At 69.5% G+C, this 15,915-nt stretch carries 15 protein-coding genes; 4 read left to right on the top strand and 11 right to left on the bottom strand.

What is annotated here, in order from left to right; all coding sequences use genetic code 11:
* Positions 1–277: 277 nt before the first annotated feature.
* A complete protein-coding gene (locus ACRWNM_RS05810) occupies positions 278–1,888 on the top strand; it encodes an Hsp70 family protein (RefSeq protein ID WP_431964223.1) in 1,611 nt (536 codons plus the stop codon).
* Between the two features lie 104 nt (positions 1,889–1,992).
* Here the strand turns inward: ACRWNM_RS05810 and tsaD are convergent, their stop codons facing one another.
* The 7 genes from tsaD to ACRWNM_RS05775 form a co-directional block, all read right to left on the bottom strand.
* The gene (gene tsaD, locus ACRWNM_RS05805) at positions 1,993–3,036 is read right to left on the bottom strand and encodes a tRNA (adenosine(37)-N6)-threonylcarbamoyltransferase complex transferase subunit TsaD (protein WP_431964221.1); all 1,044 of its coding nucleotides are present in this window, start codon (positions 3,034–3,036) and stop codon (positions 1,993–1,995) included.
* The gene (gene rimI / locus ACRWNM_RS05800; protein WP_431964537.1) at positions 3,033–3,551 is read right to left on the bottom strand and encodes a ribosomal protein S18-alanine N-acetyltransferase; all 519 of its coding nucleotides are present in this window, start codon (positions 3,549–3,551) and stop codon (positions 3,033–3,035) included. Before rimI ends, tsaD begins: the two co-directional genes overlap by 4 nt.
* Complete coding sequence (gene tsaB, locus ACRWNM_RS05795; RefSeq protein ID WP_431964219.1) at positions 3,551–4,252, bottom strand: tRNA (adenosine(37)-N6)-threonylcarbamoyltransferase complex dimerization subunit type 1 TsaB; 702 nt, start codon at positions 4,250–4,252, stop codon at positions 3,551–3,553. Before tsaB ends, rimI begins: the two co-directional genes overlap by 1 nt.
* A gap of 100 nt (positions 4,253–4,352) precedes the next feature.
* Entirely contained in the window at positions 4,353–4,802 is a 450-nt protein-coding gene (tsaE, locus tag ACRWNM_RS05790; RefSeq protein WP_431964217.1) for a tRNA (adenosine(37)-N6)-threonylcarbamoyltransferase complex ATPase subunit type 1 TsaE, read from the bottom strand.
* 106 nt (positions 4,803–4,908) lie between these two features.
* The gene (locus ACRWNM_RS05785; RefSeq protein WP_431964215.1) at positions 4,909–5,964 is read right to left on the bottom strand and encodes an alpha/beta fold hydrolase; all 1,056 of its coding nucleotides are present in this window, start codon (positions 5,962–5,964) and stop codon (positions 4,909–4,911) included.
* A gap of 120 nt (positions 5,965–6,084) precedes the next feature.
* Positions 6,085–7,242 (bottom strand): alanine racemase, encoded by a 1,158-nt coding sequence (gene alr, locus ACRWNM_RS05780; RefSeq protein ID WP_431964213.1) that lies wholly within the window; start codon positions 7,240–7,242, stop codon positions 6,085–6,087.
* Positions 7,243–7,638: 396 nt separating this feature from the next.
* Entirely contained in the window at positions 7,639–9,078 is a 1,440-nt protein-coding gene (locus ACRWNM_RS05775; protein ID WP_431964211.1) for an NAD(P)H-hydrate dehydratase, read from the bottom strand.
* A 140-nt stretch (positions 9,079–9,218) separates the two neighbouring features.
* On the opposite strand from ACRWNM_RS05775, the gene ACRWNM_RS05770 reads away from it, so the two are divergent.
* Both ACRWNM_RS05770 and ACRWNM_RS05765 read left to right on the top strand, forming a co-directional pair.
* Positions 9,219–9,638 (top strand): cupredoxin domain-containing protein, encoded by a 420-nt coding sequence (locus tag ACRWNM_RS05770; RefSeq protein ID WP_431964209.1) that lies wholly within the window; start codon positions 9,219–9,221, stop codon positions 9,636–9,638.
* A 170-nt stretch (positions 9,639–9,808) separates the two neighbouring features.
* On the top strand, positions 9,809–10,123 hold the full coding sequence (locus ACRWNM_RS05765; protein ID WP_431964207.1) for a hypothetical protein: 315 nt from the start codon (positions 9,809–9,811) through the stop codon (positions 10,121–10,123).
* A gap of 268 nt (positions 10,124–10,391) precedes the next feature.
* Here ACRWNM_RS05765 and glmS read toward each other — a convergent pair whose 3' ends face one another.
* Positions 10,392–12,272 (bottom strand): glutamine--fructose-6-phosphate transaminase (isomerizing), encoded by a 1,881-nt coding sequence (gene glmS, locus ACRWNM_RS05760; protein WP_431964205.1) that lies wholly within the window; start codon positions 12,270–12,272, stop codon positions 10,392–10,394.
* Positions 12,273–12,308: 36 nt separating this feature from the next.
* Here glmS and ACRWNM_RS05755 point away from each other — a divergent pair, with 36 nt between their 5' ends.
* The gene (locus tag ACRWNM_RS05755) at positions 12,309–13,169 is read left to right on the top strand and encodes a dienelactone hydrolase family protein (RefSeq protein WP_431964203.1); all 861 of its coding nucleotides are present in this window, start codon (positions 12,309–12,311) and stop codon (positions 13,167–13,169) included.
* Between the two features lie 61 nt (positions 13,170–13,230).
* On the opposite strand, the gene ACRWNM_RS05750 is transcribed toward ACRWNM_RS05755, so the two are convergent.
* Genes ACRWNM_RS05750 through ACRWNM_RS05740 form a run of 3 tightly spaced genes read right to left on the bottom strand, consistent with a single transcriptional unit; the run spans position 13,231 to position 15,600 of the window.
* A complete protein-coding gene (locus ACRWNM_RS05750; protein ID WP_431964201.1) occupies positions 13,231–13,617 on the bottom strand; it encodes a hypothetical protein in 387 nt (128 codons plus the stop codon).
* Positions 13,618–13,661: 44 nt separating this feature from the next.
* Positions 13,662–15,272 (bottom strand): hypothetical protein, encoded by a 1,611-nt coding sequence (locus ACRWNM_RS05745; protein WP_431964199.1) that lies wholly within the window; start codon positions 15,270–15,272, stop codon positions 13,662–13,664.
* 16 nt (positions 15,273–15,288) lie between these two features.
* Positions 15,289–15,600, bottom strand: coding sequence for a hypothetical protein (locus ACRWNM_RS05740; protein WP_431964197.1), 312 nt, complete (start codon positions 15,598–15,600; stop codon positions 15,289–15,291).
* Between the last annotated feature and the right edge of the window lie 315 nt (positions 15,601–15,915).

Genomic DNA, 15,915 nt, shown 5'->3' with positions numbered 1-15,915 from the left:
GACGGTCGTTCTTCGGCCGCCGAGTTCATCACGAACCGGCGTCCGAGGGAGGCATCGAGCGTTACGAAAGAACCAGCACAGCGTCACAGATCCCGTTGCGCCACAGCTTCACCCAGAGGGCAAGTCCACACGTGATCCAAGGCCGGTTCTCGCGACCCACCCGGACGTCGGTCCGGCCGGATCCCGAGTTCGGATCGCTCGCCGACCACGCGACGGTCCGGAAGTCCATTCGAGATGGTCGGCGACAGGATGACCATCCGCTCGAAGGGAGGTGAACATGCGAACATCCCTCGGCATCTCCGCCGGGAACGAGGTCGTGTGCTCGGCGCTGGTCGCCACCGCGCCGAACGGCGCCCAAAGCTTCGACTACCGCGTCGTTTCCGCCGACGCGGCCCATTCCGACATCGGTGATCTGGTCGCGTCGTCCATCGACCTGATGACCACCCAGCTACCGAGTCAGCAAGTGCCGCACGACATCGCGTGGCCCACTCAGCCGGTCGGCGTCCGATTCGCAGGCACCGGCTCGGTCGGGCTGGAAGCGGCGGCGGGCAGGCCGCCGACCAGCGTCGCCGTCGCCTACCGCAGCAAGGAGCAGGCGCAGGTGATCCGTTCGGCCACCGGCAAACAGCGTGAGCTGGAGCTGGTCCCGGAAGGCACCGCCGCGCTCACCTTCCTGCGCCACACCGGGCTGCTCGACCGCTACGAGACGGTCGCCGTCGTCGACCTCGGCGCGACCGGTCTGAGCGTCACCGTCGCCGAGCAGGCCGACGGCACCGTGCTTCGCTCCGAACGCATCCACGCGATCAGCGGCAACGCGATCGACGACCTGATCTACCACCACCTGGTCGACCTCCACTACGCCCGGCGCGGCACCAGGCCGAACCGCCGCATGCTGACCAACCGCGGCCGCGCCGCCAAGGAACATCTCTCGGTTTCGCCCGCCGTCACCATCGACCACGTCGCGGGCAGGCCGCTCAAACTCACCAGGGCCGATTTCGAGGAACTGATCGGAGATCTGCTGCGCGACACCGCCTTGTTCACCGCGGCGGTGTTCGCGCGGGCGCCCAAGTCCCCGGAGGCGGTGGCGGTGATCGGCGGTGGCGCCAACATCCCCGCCGTCCTCGAGACCCTCGAACGCGCACTCGATGTGCCGGTGCTCACCGTCGACGATCCGGAGGCGGTCATCGCCAAGGGCGCCGCGCTGGTGGCCGACGCCGCACAGCCTTCCGGGTTCCCGGTGGCGGCCGGGATCGGCGGCGACGCGCCCGCGGGCACCTTCACCAAGGTCATCGGCACGCTCGCCGGAGCCATCGTGGTGGTCGGCCTGGTGGTCGGCTACGGCTTCAAGACCTTCGCGCCGACGTCGGACGAGGAGGTCTCGCCCGCGGGTACGACGAGTAGCGCGCAACTGCCGCCGACGTCGGTCACAGTGCCCCCGCAGACCGGCGCGGGGACTGTCACCTCCGGCGGCCGCGAGACCACCGAGGGGTCCACCGTCGCATCGCCGCCGCCGGGCACCCAGGAGGCCGGTCTGCCGTCGACCCGCACCGGCGCCGTGTTCACACCGACGCCGATCCCGACACCGGCGCCGATCCCATCGGCCCAGCCGACGCTGCGCCCCGACCCGAACCTCCCGCCGATCCCGTTCCCGGAACTGCTCGGCCCGCTGCTGAATCCCCCTGGTAACCCCCTCTTGCCCACACAGCAGAACCGCGAGGAATACGGGCCGTCGACGAGCCCGGCGCCCCCTCCGGCGAGTGGGCCGCCCCAGGCGCCCGCACACACCAGGATTCCGATCCCGATGCCGCGCTCCAACTCGGGCTCCGCCGGGCAGGACACGACGAGCGCACTGCCGCTGCTCGAGGTCGAGTTCGCCCCGCACCGCTGAACGGCACGCTCGATCCGACCGAACGAATCACCCCCGGACGGAATGCCATTCGCTGGTAGACGATCCGATTCGGCCCGCAGGCAGCCAGATCGGCACCCGACAGCTCAGCCGATCTGGCTGACCGATACCGGCAACCCCGGATCGGTCGCGACGGTGAGGGGTGAGGGCTTCGCCCCGCCCGCGATGACATGCGCGCCGAGCGCGGCGATCATCACGCCGTTGTCGGTGCACAGCCGCGGTTTCGGCACCCGCAGCGTCAAACCCGCCGCGGCGCAGCGTTCTTCGGCCAGCGAGCGAATCCGCGAGTTGGCGGTGGCGCCACCGCCGAGCACCAGGGTGCCTGCACCCACGTCCTGGGCGGCGCGAATGGCCTTCATGGTCAGCACGTCGGCGACCGCCTCCTGGAAGGACGCGGCGATATCCGGGATCGGCAGGTCCTCGGGCGCGACACCGCTGCGCTGCGCGGCCTCCACGTAGCGTGCGACGGCGGTCTTGAGGCCGGAGAACGAGAAGTCGTAGCGCGGGTCGCGCGGCCCGGTCATGCCGCGCGGGAACGCGATCGCCTTCGGATCGCCGCTCGCGGCGGCCGCGTCCAGCGCGGGTCCGCCGGGGAAGCCGAGACCGAGCAGCCGGGCCACCTTGTCGAAGGCCTCCCCCGCCGCGTCGTCGACCGTGCTGCCCAGTTCGACGATGGGCTCGGCCAGATCGGTGACGTGCAGCAGATGGGTGTGCCCGCCGGACACCAGCAGCGCCACGCAGGGCGGCATCGGTCCGTGCTCCAACGTGTCCACCGCGACATGGCCGCCGAGATGGTTCAGCGCGTAGAACGGCACATCCCAGGCCGCCGCATAAGCTTTCGCGGCCGCGACGCCGACCAGCAGCGCTCCGGCCAGACCGGGGCCGATGGTGACCGCGAGTGCGTCGGGCTTGGCGATGCCCGCCGCCGACAGCGCCCGGCGCATGGCGGGCACGATCGCCTCCAGGTGCGCGCGCGAGGCGATCTCCGGCACCACGCCGCCGAAGCGCGCGTGCTGGTCGACGCTGGAGGCGACCTCGTCGGCGAGCAGCTCACAGCTGCCGTCGGGGTTGCGGCGGACGATGCCGACTCCCGTTTCGTCGCAGGAGGACTCGATGCCCATGACGATCACGACAGCACCTCGTCGGGAAGCGGGAGCGCGGTCAGTTCCGGCCTGCGCATGGTGTAGGCGTCGGCGCCGCTGGGGTGGTAGTAGTTCTTGCGCAAGCCGATGATGTGGAATCCGTGCTTGGCATAGAGCGCGATGGCGGGCGCGTTGTCGGTGCGCACCTCCAGGAAGACCGGTCCGCCGCGCTGGCCCGCCTCCGCGAGCAGCGCCTCGAGCAGCAGAGTGCCGATGCCCCCGCGGTGGTAGTTCGGGTCGACGCCGATGGTGTGCACCTCGGCCTCGGGGTGTGCTGCGTCACCGAGCAGCGCCACGCCCGCGTATCCGACCATCCGCCCGTCCTCGTCGCGCGCGGTGATGTAGCGGTTGTGCCGTCCGGCGAGTTCCGAGCGGAAGGCGACCGCGTGCCACGGATCGTCCTCCGGGAACAGCAGTTGTTCGAGTTCGACGCAGCGCTCGATGTCGCCCACGTTCATCGGCTCGATGCGGAAGGCGGCGGTGCGTACTTCGTCGTCCACCATCACGCTCCCGTCCTGTCGAGGGTGCGGTAGGCGTTCTCCACCGCGTCCGGCCTGCGCAGGTAGAGCGGCACCAGCGGTTCCGGCACGGCGCACGCGAGCAGCTCGGCGGCGGCGACGCGCACCAAGCCTGCGGGCGAGGGCGTCTCCACCGGCAGCACCGGAAGATCGAACAGGTCGACGTGCGAGGCGGAGCCCGCGACCGCCGCGGCCGAGTCGTGATCGAGCGCGGCGGGCTTGACCACGTCCGGCCCCGCGACGCGCAGCCCGGCACGGTAGCGCGCCCAGTACACCTCGCGCCTGCGCGCGTCGGTCACGACGAGCAGCTCGCCGTCGGCGGTGAACTCGCCCTGAGCGAAGACGTCCGAGGCGATCGCGTCCAAGCTGCACACGCCGTACACCGGGACGCCGAGGGCGTCACCGAAGGCGGCCGCGGTCGCCATGCCGACCCGCAAGCCGGTGAACGGGCCGGGCCCGATACCGGCGACGACCGCGGCGATATCGGTCCTGGAACGGCCTGCCTCGGTGAGGCATTCGAGGATCTGCGGGGTCAGCACCTCGGCGTGGGCGCGGGCATCGACCCGGACCCGCGAGGCGACGGTGCGCAGCTCGGCCGCGGTGACCGCATCGGGCGCGGCCTGCTCCAGTTCCACCAATCCCGCTGTAACGGCGGGTGTCGCGGTGTCGACAGCTAGTACAAGCATGATTGGCCCAACGATACCGGGTGGTACCTCGCCGCGGCGCGGAGCTACCGGGTAGCTAAACCCGGCGGCCGATCCGCCCGGCGCCCACTGTGACCTGCGTCTACTCGACCCACTCCCAGACCGCTGTTCGCACATCGGATTCCGGTTCCCTGGTCAGCAGGACGCGCAGGTGCCGCTCGGCCAAGTGCTCGACGACCCCGAGGCCCCACTCCACGACGACCACCGCCTCGTGCAGGTCGGTGTCGAGGTCGAGGGCGTCGAGCGCGTCCAGATCGCCGCCGAGCCGGTAGGCGTCCACGTGCACCATGGGCACCGGCGCGGCGCCGACGCGCAGGCCCGCGCGGTGCTGCCTGGCGATGATGAAGGTGGGCGAGCTCACTCGGCCCTGCACGCCGAGGCCGGCGGCGATGCCGCGCGTCAATGCTGTCTTGCCCGCGCCGAGCGGACCGTCGAGCACCACGAGGTCGCCCGCGCCGAGTTCGCCTGCCAGTTCGCGGCCCAGCGCCTCGGTGTCCTCCACGGTCGGCAGCGTTCGCCGTTGCTGCGTCACCGCCGCCCTCCGATCCGTTCTCGCCTTGCCGCTGATCCGGGTCGAGCGTACCGGCGCGGGTCGGCCCGGCCGCGATCAGCTTCGGGGTCGCCGGGACGGGCCTCGCTCACCCTGCCGAGGCCGCGTCGGCTTCGTCGGCCTCGTCGGCGCGGAAGAACCCGGCGCGCACCAGCAGCCGGTGCAGCGCGTAGTTGACGGTGTCGGGGAACTGCAGATGCGGCATGTGGGCGGCATCGGCGAGGCGGACCAGTTCGCTGTTGGGCAGCTCACGGGCGAGGGCGCGCGAGTTGCGGAACGGGATGACCAGGTCGTGCGCGCCGCCGAGCACCAGCACCGGAAGTCCGGCCAGCGTCGGCAGGGCGGCCGATTCGTCGTGCAGCTCAATGGCTTTCAGGAACTTGACGATCGTCTGCACCGGGGTGTCGTCGATCATCAGCGTGGTGAACCTGGACAGCGTCGGGCTGACCGGTCCGCGGAACGAGCTGACGTGCAGGATCGGCGTGATCAAGTGCCGCACCGTGGATCGACCGGCCTGCACCAGCGCGGGCGCGGTGTGCACCGCGAGCCGGAAGCCGTCGATCGCCGGGTTGCGCAGCAGCTGGGTGATGCCCGCCCCGGTGACCTCGGCGGCCGCCGTGGAGAGCAGCGCGATCGCGATCACCCGGCGCGCGAACAGCTCGGGGAACTGGGCCGCCGCGGCGAGCACGGCCATACCGCCGAGCGAGTGACCCACCAGCGCGACCGGTCCGGTGGGTGCGCTCGCCTCGATGACGGCGGCCACGTCGCGGCCGAGCTGCGCCACGGTGCAGCTCTCGGTGGCAGGCGTGCCGGAGCGCCCGTGTCCGCGCAGGTCGAAGAACACCAGGCGGGCCTGCGCGCCCCAGCGCTTCTCCAGATCGCGTCGCTGGAAGTGAAAGGACTCCATGCTGTTGCAGAAACCGTGCACGAAGACGACGGTGAGCGGCGCGTCGGCCGGACCGCATTCGCTGGTGGCGAGCCGGACGCCGTCCTCGGCGATCACCGCGCCCGCGCTGTCCTCTGTCATGAGCGCGAAGTCCTCGTCGCGGTACTCGTCGCGGCGCGCGGGCCAGAGCGCCTTCGCGCCCGCGCGGCGTAGCGCGTGCGCGCCCGCGAGCGCGCCGACCATACCGGCGGTCGCCATCCCACCGCGCCAGATGGTCGAGTGATTGTTGTTGCCCCGCACTACTTTCGGACGTCGCGATCGCATCGAGAACCCCTCACCTGTCAGCGGCACACACGTCGACGAGTCCAGCACACGGTGTCAGCGCGGGCAAGCCGGATCCGCTCCGATATGACGTCGCGCGACCCGTCCGCGCGGTGAGCACACGATCTCGTAGTGGATGGTGCCGAGCAGGTCCGCCCAGTCCTGCGCGCCCGGCTCGTCCACACCGCCGCCGAAGAGGATCGCGGTGTCGCCCTCCGCCACGCCCGCGGCGTTGTCGCCCAGGTCGACGACGAACTGGTCCATGCACACCCGCCCGACGTTGGGGCGTCGCATGCCGCCGAGCCACACCTCGAAGCGGCCGCTCAGCGGGCGGAACACGCCGTCGGCGTACCCGGCGGGGACGAGGGCGACGGTGGTGTCGTGCGGGGCGATCCACTGGTGCCCGTACGAGACGCCCTCGCCCGCGGCCACCCGTTTCACGAGCGCGACCTTGGCTTGGAACGTCATCGCGGGGCGCAGCCCGAAATCGCCCATCTCGGGGACCGGGCTGAGGCCGTACACCGCGATGCCCGGGCGGACCATGTCGAAGGCCAGGTCGGGCCGGGTGACGGCGGCGGCGGAGTTGGCCAGGTGCGCGACCTCGGGCGGCAGACCGTGCCGCTCTGCCTCGGCGATGGCCTCGACGAACCGGTCGCGCTGCACGTCGAGGAACGGGTGGTCGGGCTCGTCGGCGTGCGCCAGGTGGGAGAAGATCGCGCGGAAGCGCACGACGCCCTCCGCCACCAGGTCGCGCAGCGCGGCGAGGACCCGCGGGTATTCGTCCGGGGCGATGCCGTTGCGGTTCAACCCGGTGTCGACCTTGAGGGTGACCGTCGCGGTCCGGCCCACCCGCCGGGCCGCCGCCTCGACCGACCGCAGATGCGCCAGCGAGGAGATGCCGATCTCGATGTCGTCCGCGATCGCGGCGGCGTAGTCGGAGCCGGAGTTGTTGAGCCAGCACAGAATCGGCGCGTCGATCCCGGCCGCCCGCAATTGCAGCGCCTCCGGAATCGTGGTCGTGCCGAGCTCACGAGCTCCCGCCGCCAACGCGGTCCGCGCGACCTCCGCCGCGCCGTGGTTGTAGCCGTCGGCCTTCACCACCACCATCACCGCCGCGTCTCCCGCGTACTCACGCAGGACCCGCACATTGTGGGCAATGGCATCAAGATCGACGACCGTCTCCACTTGCGCACTCACAGCTGCCGATCCTGCCATTCCCGGGATCCGCGTCGCGAGGGAGTACCGATACCGCAGGTCATCGAGGTGTACCGGACGTCGGCGGCCCGGGCCCGAACACGGCGTCGGAGCCCTTTCGGACGGGTCGAGCGCGGCCGGAGAAGTGAAACATTGGCGTCCATCGGGACGGCATTCGCCCTCGTCAAAGCCGCTGTCGAGCACAGCCAACCTCCGGCAATCGCGAGGCGTCGCTACGCGCCTGTACCCAGCGCATCCGCGAAATGAAGGGGACCGCTGGTCGATCGTTCTGCGGCCCGAGCGAGCGACAACCGCTCGATCAGCTTCGGGCCGGGATCGACCCTCGATGACGGAGGAGCGAGCTCGACGGGACACCCGGGTCGGCGAACGCCGCGGTCGAGTGGGCAACCGGCGGCTTCAGTCGCTCAACGAACGCAGAGTGCGGATCGCCGCTCGGAGGTGGTTCAGAAGCGGGGTCGCCGAAGTGGGAGCGGCGGTCGGGTGATTCTCGTGGGCGGCGAGGTTGGCGGCCAGAGCATGCGCACGGGCGGCGGCCGCGGCGGACCAAGCGGGGTCGCGCCCTGCCGCGAGCAGGGCGCCGATGACGCCGGAGAGGACGTCGCCCGCGCCTGCGGTAGCCGCCCAGGAACCGCCCGCCTCGTTGACGAGCACCGGATGTCCCGGTGCGGCGACGAGGGTGGCCCGGCCCTTGAGGAGAACGGTGACCTGCCACTTCTCGGCGAGGTCGCGGACCGCTCCGACGCGATCCGCGCCCACCTCCTGCCCGGTCAGGCGGGCGAATTCCCCGGCGTGCGGCGTCAGCACCGTCGGCGCGGTGCGGCTGCGCACCAGCTCGGGTGCGGCGGCGAGCAGGGTCAGCCCGTCGGCGTCCACCACCACCGGCAGGTCGGTGGCGAGGATCTCCTCGAGCCGTTCGTACGCGTCCGCGTCCGTGCCCGCCCCCGGGCCGAACACCCAGGACTGCACCCGCCCGGTGTCGGAGACGCTCTGCGCCGCAATCACTTCCGGAAAGTGCGCGAGCACCTGCGCCGATCCGGTACCCGCGTAGCGCACCATGCCGGAGGTCGCTGCCACCGCACCGCCCGTGCACAACACGGCCGCACCGGGATAGGTCGCGCTGCCCGCGCAGATTCCGGTGACGCCCTGGGTGTACTTGTCGTCGGCCGGCCCGGGCACCGGCCACCGCGCGCCGATCCACGCCGGTTCGAGGGCTGCGAGATCGGGCTCGGGGAGCCGCAACCCGATGGGCACCAACTCGATCCGCCCACACCACGGCGCGGCCAGCGCGTGCACCGGCTTGTACGCGCCGAAGGCGACCGTCACCGCCGCGCGCACGGCGGGCCCGGTCACCGCGCCGGTGTCCGGGTCGACTCCGCTCGGCAGGTCCGCCGCCACGATCGGAACATCCACCCCCGCAACGAGTTCCGCGGCGCGCGGCCGCAGCGATCCGCGCCCGGAGATGCCGACGATGCCGTCCACGACCAGATCGGGCTCGCCGAGCTCCTCGCGCACCCGGCCGCCCGAGGCGCGCAGCGCGGCAAGCCCTTTCGCGTGCGCGCGAGCGGGATCGAGCAGCACGGCCGTCACCGCCACGCCCCTTCGGCGCAGCTTCGTACCCGCCCACAGGGCGTCACCACCGTTGTCGCCGGAACCGACCAGCAGCGTCACGGCCCGTCCGGCGACGCCGCCCGTGCGCGCTCGAAGCTCACCGGCGACGACCGTCGCCAAGCCGTGCGCCGCGCGCTGCATGGGCACACCCTCGGGCACCCTGGTGAACAGTTCGGCCTCGGCCGCGCGCACTTCGTCGGCGGTGAAATAGCCCCGTTGAACGGACATCGGCGCCTCCACTGGTTCGGAACCTGCGTGCCGCGAGCCTGCCGCCCGCATGTCCGGACACTACCGCCATGCACCGCGAAATCCGCCGTGCCGCAAGCCCCGGCGGTTCCCCGTCCACCCGGCGACTAGGCTCGGACATCATGTCGATGGTCAGCCGCGCCAAGCCCGCTCCGTTCGTCACCGCCTTCGCCGTGGCGGCGACGCTTGTACTGGCAGGCTGCGGCTCCGACGATTCCGCCACCGCGCCCACCACCACCGCGAAGGCCACGTCGGCGACCGCCGTCCCGACCGGCGAACGCAAGGCGGCCGCCGTCACCGTCGACGTGGACGACATGAAGTTCTCCCCCGAGAACGTCACGATCGGCATCGGCGACACCGTCACCTGGAAGTTCTCCGACAAGGCGCCGCACGCCGTGCAGGGCATCGGCGACAAGGCCATGGGCATCAACAGCCCGATCTTCGACAAGGGCGAGTGGAGCTACACCTTCACCCAGGCGGGCACCTACCGCTACCTGTGCACCCTGCACCCGGAGATGCGCGGCACCGTCACCGTGCAGTAGTTCCGGTCACACCGGCCGATACGCCCTGGTCCGCGCACCGCGCGCGGACGAGGTGTTCAGCGCCTCGACGGCCGCGACGAGCAGCGCGAATTCGGGGTCGGCCGGCGGTCCTCGCGCTGTTCACGCTCACCGCGCACAGCAAGCCCGCCGCCGCCGTCACCGTCGTGCTCGTGTTCGTGTTCGTGTTCGCCACCGTCCCGCCGCCGCAGAAACGGGTTCTCGATCAGGCCGCGGGCGCCCCCACCCTCGCCTCCGCGGTGAACATCGGCGCCTTCACCTCGGCAACGCGCTTTCGGCCCGGCTCGGCGGGCTGGTCATCGCCGCGGGCTACGGGCGCGGGCTACGGGTATGCCGCACCCAACTGGATCAGGACGGCGCGGCGGTCAGCGCGCTGGGGTTGGGCGGTGGTGTCGGGTGCGCTGGAGCGTGGAAGCGCTCGGGATGCCGACGATGTCGAGCGGGAACCCATCGCCAGTCGCGGGTGATGCGTGCGTTGAACGGGCCTCGGAGTGTCACTACTCCGAGGCCCGTCGGCGTTTGCCGCCGAGTCCGGTTGCGACAGCACGGATCCAGGTTCCGCGGCGTGCCCGCACTCTGCCGGCTGGGCGGCTCAGCCGAAGGTGATCAAGGTGCCGCGCGGCTGGGTTGGTCGTCCGCCGCGGCCGTCGTCTCGGCCGAAAGTGGCCAACGGGCCGGACGGCTTGTGGCTCGGTCGTTCGCGGCGGCAGCCGGGAGGACACGCCCGGCCGAGGTCTATTCGACCGTGACCGATTTCGCCAGGTTCCGCGGCTTGTCGACGTCGTAGCCGCGGGCCTGCGCCACCTCGGCGGCGAAGATCTGCAACGGGACGGTCGAGAGCAGCGGTTGAAAGAGAGTGGGCGCCGAGGGGATTTCGATCAGGTCGTCGGCGAACGGGCGCACCGTGTCGTCGCCCTCCTCCGCGATCACGATCGTCCGCGCGCCGCGCGCCTGGATCTCGCGGATATTGCTCAGCAGCTTGGAGTGCAGCACCGCGCGACCCTTCGGCGAGGGCATCACCACGATCACCGGCAGTCCGTCCTCGATCAGCGCGATCGGGCCGTGCTTGAGCTCACCGGCGGCGAAGCCCTCGGCGTGCATGTACGCGAGCTCCTTGAGCTTGAGCGCACCCTCCAGCGCCACCGGGTACCCCACGTGGCGGCCGAGGAACAGCACGGTCGGCACGTGCGCCAGCTCCCTGGCGATCGCCCGCACCTGCGGCGCCGTCTCCAGCACCCGCTCGACCAGCTTCGGCATGGCCTCCAGCTCGTTGAACTCGCGCGCCACCTCGTCGGGGTACTTGGTGCCGCGCGCCTGCGCCAGCGCCAGACCCACCAGGTAGTTCGCCGCCACTTGCGCCAGGAACGCCTTGGTGGAGGCGACGCCGATCTCCGGACCGGTGCGGGTGTAGAGGACCGCGTCGGACTCGCGCGGGATCTGCGCGCCGTTGGTGTTGCAGATGGCGAGCACGCGCGCCTTCTGCTCCTTGGCGTGTCGCACCGCCTCCAGCGTGTCGGCGGTCTCACCGGACTGCGAGATCGCCACCACCAGCGTCGACCGGTCCAGGACCGGGTCGCGGTAGCGGAACTCGCTGGCCAGCTCCACTTCGACGGGCAGGCGCGTCCAATGCTCGATCGCGTACTTGGCCAGCAGGCCCGCGTGATACGAACTGCCGCACGCCACCACGAAGACCTTGTCGAACTCGCGCAGCTCCTGATCGGCGAGCCGCTGCTCGTCCAGCACGATCCGGCCGCCGGACTCGTCGGTGGTGAAATGCCCGATCAGGGTGTCGGCGACGGCGGTCGGCTGCTCCTCGATCTCCTTGAGCATGAAGTAATCGTGGCCGCCCTTCTCGGCGGCCGCCAGATCCCAGTCGATGGTGAACGGGCGGGTGCGCACCCCGTCCTCGACGCCGGCGAAGTCGGTGACCCGGTAGCTGTCGGAGGTGATCACCACGGCCTGATCCTGGCCGAGCTCGACCGCCTCGCGGGTGTGTTCGATGAACGCGGTGACGTCCGAGGCGATGAACATCTCGCCCTTGCCGACGCCGACCACCAGCGGGGTGTTGCGGCGCGCCGCGACGATCACGTCGGGGTGATCGGCGTGGGTGAACACCAGCGTGAACGCGCCCTCCAAGCGGCGAAGCACGGCCAGCGCGCTGGCCGGGAAATCGCCCGCGGTCGGACCGTCGGCGTACGCATGGGCCACCAGGTGCACCGCGACCTCGGTGTCGGTGTCGCTGCGCAGCTCGACCCCGGCGTCCTCCAGCTCGCGCCGCAGCGGCGCGAAGTTCTCGATGATGCCGTTGTGCACCACGGCGACCTTGCCGGTGACATCCCGGTGCGGGTGCGCGTTGCGGTCGGTCGGCGCGCCGTGCGTGGCCCAGCGCGTGTGACCCATACCGGTGGTGCCCGCGAAGCTCACGGCCCCGGCTTCGGCCAGCTCGGCCTCCAGATTGGCCAGCCTGCCCGCCTTGCGCTCCACCGCGAGAGCGCCCTGTCCGTCCAGGATTGCGACGCCCGCGGAGTCGTACCCGCGATATTCCATGCGGCGCAATGCGTCAACGACGACGCCGAGCGCGTCCCGGTATCCGACGTAGCCAACGATTCCGCACATGGCTCCCCAGAGTACTTATCGGTTAACGTTCACGTCGTGTCGGCGTCTGTGAAATCGCTACTGAGCACCCTGACCAGCCGCGGCCCGCACCGGGTGCTGCGGGGAAATCTGGCCATCGCGGGCCAGCCCGGGGTCGTCTATACGCCCGAAAGCGGACTCGGTCTACCAGCTGTTGCGTTCGGACACGGCTGGCTCACCGGCGTCGGCAACTATCGCGATTTGCTCCAACACCTCGCGTCCTGGGGTTTCGTTGTCGCCGCTCCCGACACCGAGCGCGGACCGATTCCGTCACATCTCGGCCTCGCGACCGACTTGCTCACCAGCCTCGACATTTGCACCGGCGTCCGCCTCGGCGACGGCGAAATCAGCGTGCACCCCGACAAGCTCGCCCTGGTCGGGCACGGCATGGGTGCGGGCGCCGCCGTCATCGCCGCGGCGCAGCGCAAGGTCGCCGCCTTCGCCGCCCTCTACCCCGCGCCGACCGCTCCCGCAGCGGAAACCCTCGCCCCCGACCTCGACATCCCCGCGCTCGTCGTGGCGGGCGCCACCGACGTCTCCTCCGTCAGCTCCAACGCGTTCCCGCTCACCGCCGCGTGGGGCGGCGACGCGCTCCTGCGGACAGTCGACGGCGCCTCGCACAACGGCATCATCGAGGGCCGCCGCGCCCTGGCCGCCCTCGGCGCGGGCAAGCACGAAGCCAAAACCGCTCGCACCACCCGCGCGCTCCTCGTCGGCTACCTCAACTACACCCTCCTCGGCGACAAGACCTACAGGCCCTTCGCCGACCCGGAAACCGTCATCCCCCACACCCAGCTCGTCGACCCGAACGCGCCGCAGGAAGAAGAGGAACGGCCGAAGCTCTCCATCGGCACCCTCGCCCACTTGCTGCGGAAGTAAGAGGAGAGCGCCGCCCGCTCGAACGCAGGCGGCGCTCCCAGCCTTCAGACGCTCCCGGCCCTCAGATCAACCAGCTCTTCCGTCGGTAGTACTCCGACTCGGGATCGTCGTCCTCGTCGATCGGCGTGACGACGTCCTTCGACTTGCGTGCCGCGATGGACCTTGCGATCGCCTCCCGCTGCTCGCGCGCCTCGGCCGCTAGCCGCTCCTGTTCGGCCCTGGCCTCGACCTCTTGCCGTTCCTTCTCCTCGGCCTCGGCTTGGGCCTTGGCGATTTCTTCGCCGTGCTCTTCCCAGAACTCCCGCATCGCCGCCGCGGACTGCTCCGCGAGTTCGCGGCTCTTGTCGGCCGTCCTCCGGTTTATCTCGATCAAATCTTCTGAGATCGCTGCGGATATCCGGCGGCACTCGTCACCGATCCGCTCCATCTCCTGGGCGTAATTCACCATGGCTGCACTCCTAGCCGATCCCGATCATGCTGCGCGAGCCGGAATCACAATGGTCCCGCCTCGGCCAGCTGCGCACCGCTGTCGAACGGCTCTTCCGGTTCTGTGGTGTCCTCTTCGATGACAGGCGCCGGAATGGGCTCCGGCTTGTACTCGCCGTCCTCTTCCCGCTTGGTACCCGGCGGAACCGGCGTGGACCCACCGGGATTGCCGGTACCGCCCTCCGGATTCTGACCACCGTCGGCGGGCTTCTCCTCCCCGGGAGGAGGAGTCTCGTCCTCGCCAGGCTTCTGCTCGGTATCGGTGATGACCGGATTGCCGTTCTCGTCGAACTTCATGCCGTATTCGTGCGATGTGCCATCGGGATCGGTGGCGACCAGCTTCAACTGTCCGTCCGGTCCCATTTCGACCGTCACATGCTTTCCCGCGAGATCGAACTCGGCCTTCGCCTTGTCGTCCTTGTTCTCCTCGTCCGTCTTGGCGTCGTCTTCCGTCGGTGTGGTAGCCGCTTCCAACTGTTCCAACGCCGTGTCGACGCCGTCTTGAATGACACCGCTCAGCGCGCTGAGACCCGAGCTCAACCCCGTGGCAATGGTGCTCGCCGCCGAAGACAGCGACTCGGCCAAGCTCGCGAGACCCTCCAACGACACCGATTGCGTCGAGTCGTCGTCATCGTCGTCGGTCGTCGTGTCATCCGGCGTGGTGCTCGGACCAGGGTTGTTGCTGGGTCCAGGGCTAGGACCGGGGCTCGGGCCTGGATTGTTATTGCCTGGTGCGGGATTGGATGTCTTGGGTGTCCCGGCGGGCCGGGGATACGGCTCCTCGGAGATTTTCTTCACCGCGGTGATGATCAGATCGTAAGCTTCCGTGACCTTGGTATCCGTCTTGTCACAGGCTTCGATGAATTTCGTTGTCTTCGATGTGTAATCGGGCTTGAAGACGTTGTCCAGCCAGTGCTGACATCTGTCTTTGATCATCTGCTCGTAGGGCGAGCCCGGGAATATCACGCCACCCATGAAATTGTTTGTGACCCATCCTGTGAAGCCGTCTTTGGCCCCTTCCAGCATGTCGGGGAAGATACGGACGACCTTATTGGCCTCACTGTCCCCGGACCAAGTGTTAGTCCACGACACGCCCCCCGCTCCCGAGATGATCGCGTCTACATCCTCCGGCGTTTTGCCGTCGATCTTTACATGTTCGCCATTCTCCAAAATCTGGAGAACCTGGTCCGACTTGATTTTGACGGCCAAACGAAGGCTCTGCGGAGCCTTTTCGAAAGCCCCGAGGATTTCCTGGGCGATCTTGGCATCTGCGTCGGCCAGCCTGAGCTGAGTGGACATCATGTTCAGCGCCGCGGTCGCCGCGTCACCCTGCCAGGCCTGCGAAATGCTCTCCGAGGTCTTCGATTGCGCACCGTACTGCTCTTGCATCGCCTTGACGACCTCTTTCAAGGCGTCGACCGTATTCGTGAGCTTGTCCTCGTTCAGCCCGTTCTGCTCGTAGTACCGCTTGTGCAGGTCTTCGTAGCTCTTCAGGCTGCTGGGCAAGTCACCGAAGGCTCGTTTGTAGCGCGGCTCGAAGTTTTCGAAGTACAGCAGCATCCTCGATCCGTAGTCCAGCAGCTGCGCGATAGTGCTGGAGACGGGCGCATCAGTCATTCTTCGGTCCCCCAGGTCACTTGGTGTTCAGTTCGCTGGCACGCTGTTCGTCCACAGTGGAGTAGCTGACCACCGCGGCGCCGATCACGTCCGCGGTGGCGCCGCTCGCGTTCGACCAGTCGTCGATGCGTTGCCGCAGCGCTTCGAGCCCGCTCTGAATGTCCTTGCCTTTGCTCTGGTACTTCGTTCCGGCGTCGCCCGGCCCGAAGAGGTTGTCGCTGATCTTCTTGATCTGATTCTTGACGACGTCGGTCGACGCCTGAAGCTCGTTGCTCAACTTGCCGAGCTCACCGGTCTTCACACCAAGCGTGCTGCTCGAGTCGGTCATCAGTACGGGGCCCCTCCGTAGTCGCTTCGTCCGATCCCCAGCTCGGAACCCTAGGGAGCCTAGGCACGCCGAGAATCGCCTTACTTTCTTCGACGCGCTTGGGCGTTGCTCGGTTCCGTCGGATCTCTAGCACTGCGCCGCAGTCGTACAGAGAACTTACTGGGCGCCGGAACGAGGCTCAATCGGGCTCGTGGGGACGTGGACGCAGGTTCCAATGATCCGCACGGATGATGTGCGGATCATTGCAGCCTGCGGCCTGTTTCACCCCTCCATGGGGTCGGCGTTCGGGGGCCGTATGGGAGGGAGTGTAGTCGG

Origin of the sequence: Nocardia sp. bgisy134 (assembly GCF_965341865.1) — a bacterium.
GTDB lineage: Bacteria > Actinomycetota > Actinomycetes > Mycobacteriales > Mycobacteriaceae > Nocardia.
The sequence above is the reverse complement of the archived record's forward strand: the minus strand, read 5'-3'. Positions and strand labels throughout refer to the sequence as shown.

Bases quoted from the DNA above. Each gene is read 5' to 3' on its own strand.
- tsaB (WP_431964219.1), bottom strand. From the start codon at position 4,252: ATGCTTGTACTAGCTGTCGACACCGCGACACCCGCCGTTACAGCGGGA.
- ACRWNM_RS05770 (WP_431964209.1), top strand. From the start codon at position 9,219: ATGTCGATGGTCAGCCGCGCCAAGCCCGCTCCGTTCGTCACCGCCTTC.
- ACRWNM_RS05785 (WP_431964215.1), bottom strand. From the start codon at position 5,964: ATGGCGACCGCCGGTATGGTCGGCGCGCTCGCGGGCGCGCACGCGCTA.
- alr (WP_431964213.1), bottom strand. From the start codon at position 7,242: ATGGCAGGATCGGCAGCTGTGAGTGCGCAAGTGGAGACGGTCGTCGAT.
- ACRWNM_RS05745 (WP_431964199.1), bottom strand. From the start codon at position 15,272: ATGACTGATGCGCCCGTCTCCAGCACTATCGCGCAGCTGCTGGACTAC.
- ACRWNM_RS05750 (WP_431964201.1), bottom strand. From the start codon at position 13,617: ATGGTGAATTACGCCCAGGAGATGGAGCGGATCGGTGACGAGTGCCGC.
- rimI (WP_431964537.1), bottom strand. From the start codon at position 3,551: ATGGTGGACGACGAAGTACGCACCGCCGCCTTCCGCATCGAGCCGATG.
- ACRWNM_RS05740 (WP_431964197.1), bottom strand. From the start codon at position 15,600: ATGACCGACTCGAGCAGCACGCTTGGTGTGAAGACCGGTGAGCTCGGC.
- ACRWNM_RS05775 (WP_431964211.1), bottom strand. From the start codon at position 9,078: ATGTCCGTTCAACGGGGCTATTTCACCGCCGACGAAGTGCGCGCGGCC.
- glmS (WP_431964205.1), bottom strand. From the start codon at position 12,272: ATGTGCGGAATCGTTGGCTACGTCGGATACCGGGACGCGCTCGGCGTC.
- ACRWNM_RS05810 (WP_431964223.1), top strand. From the start codon at position 278: ATGCGAACATCCCTCGGCATCTCCGCCGGGAACGAGGTCGTGTGCTCG.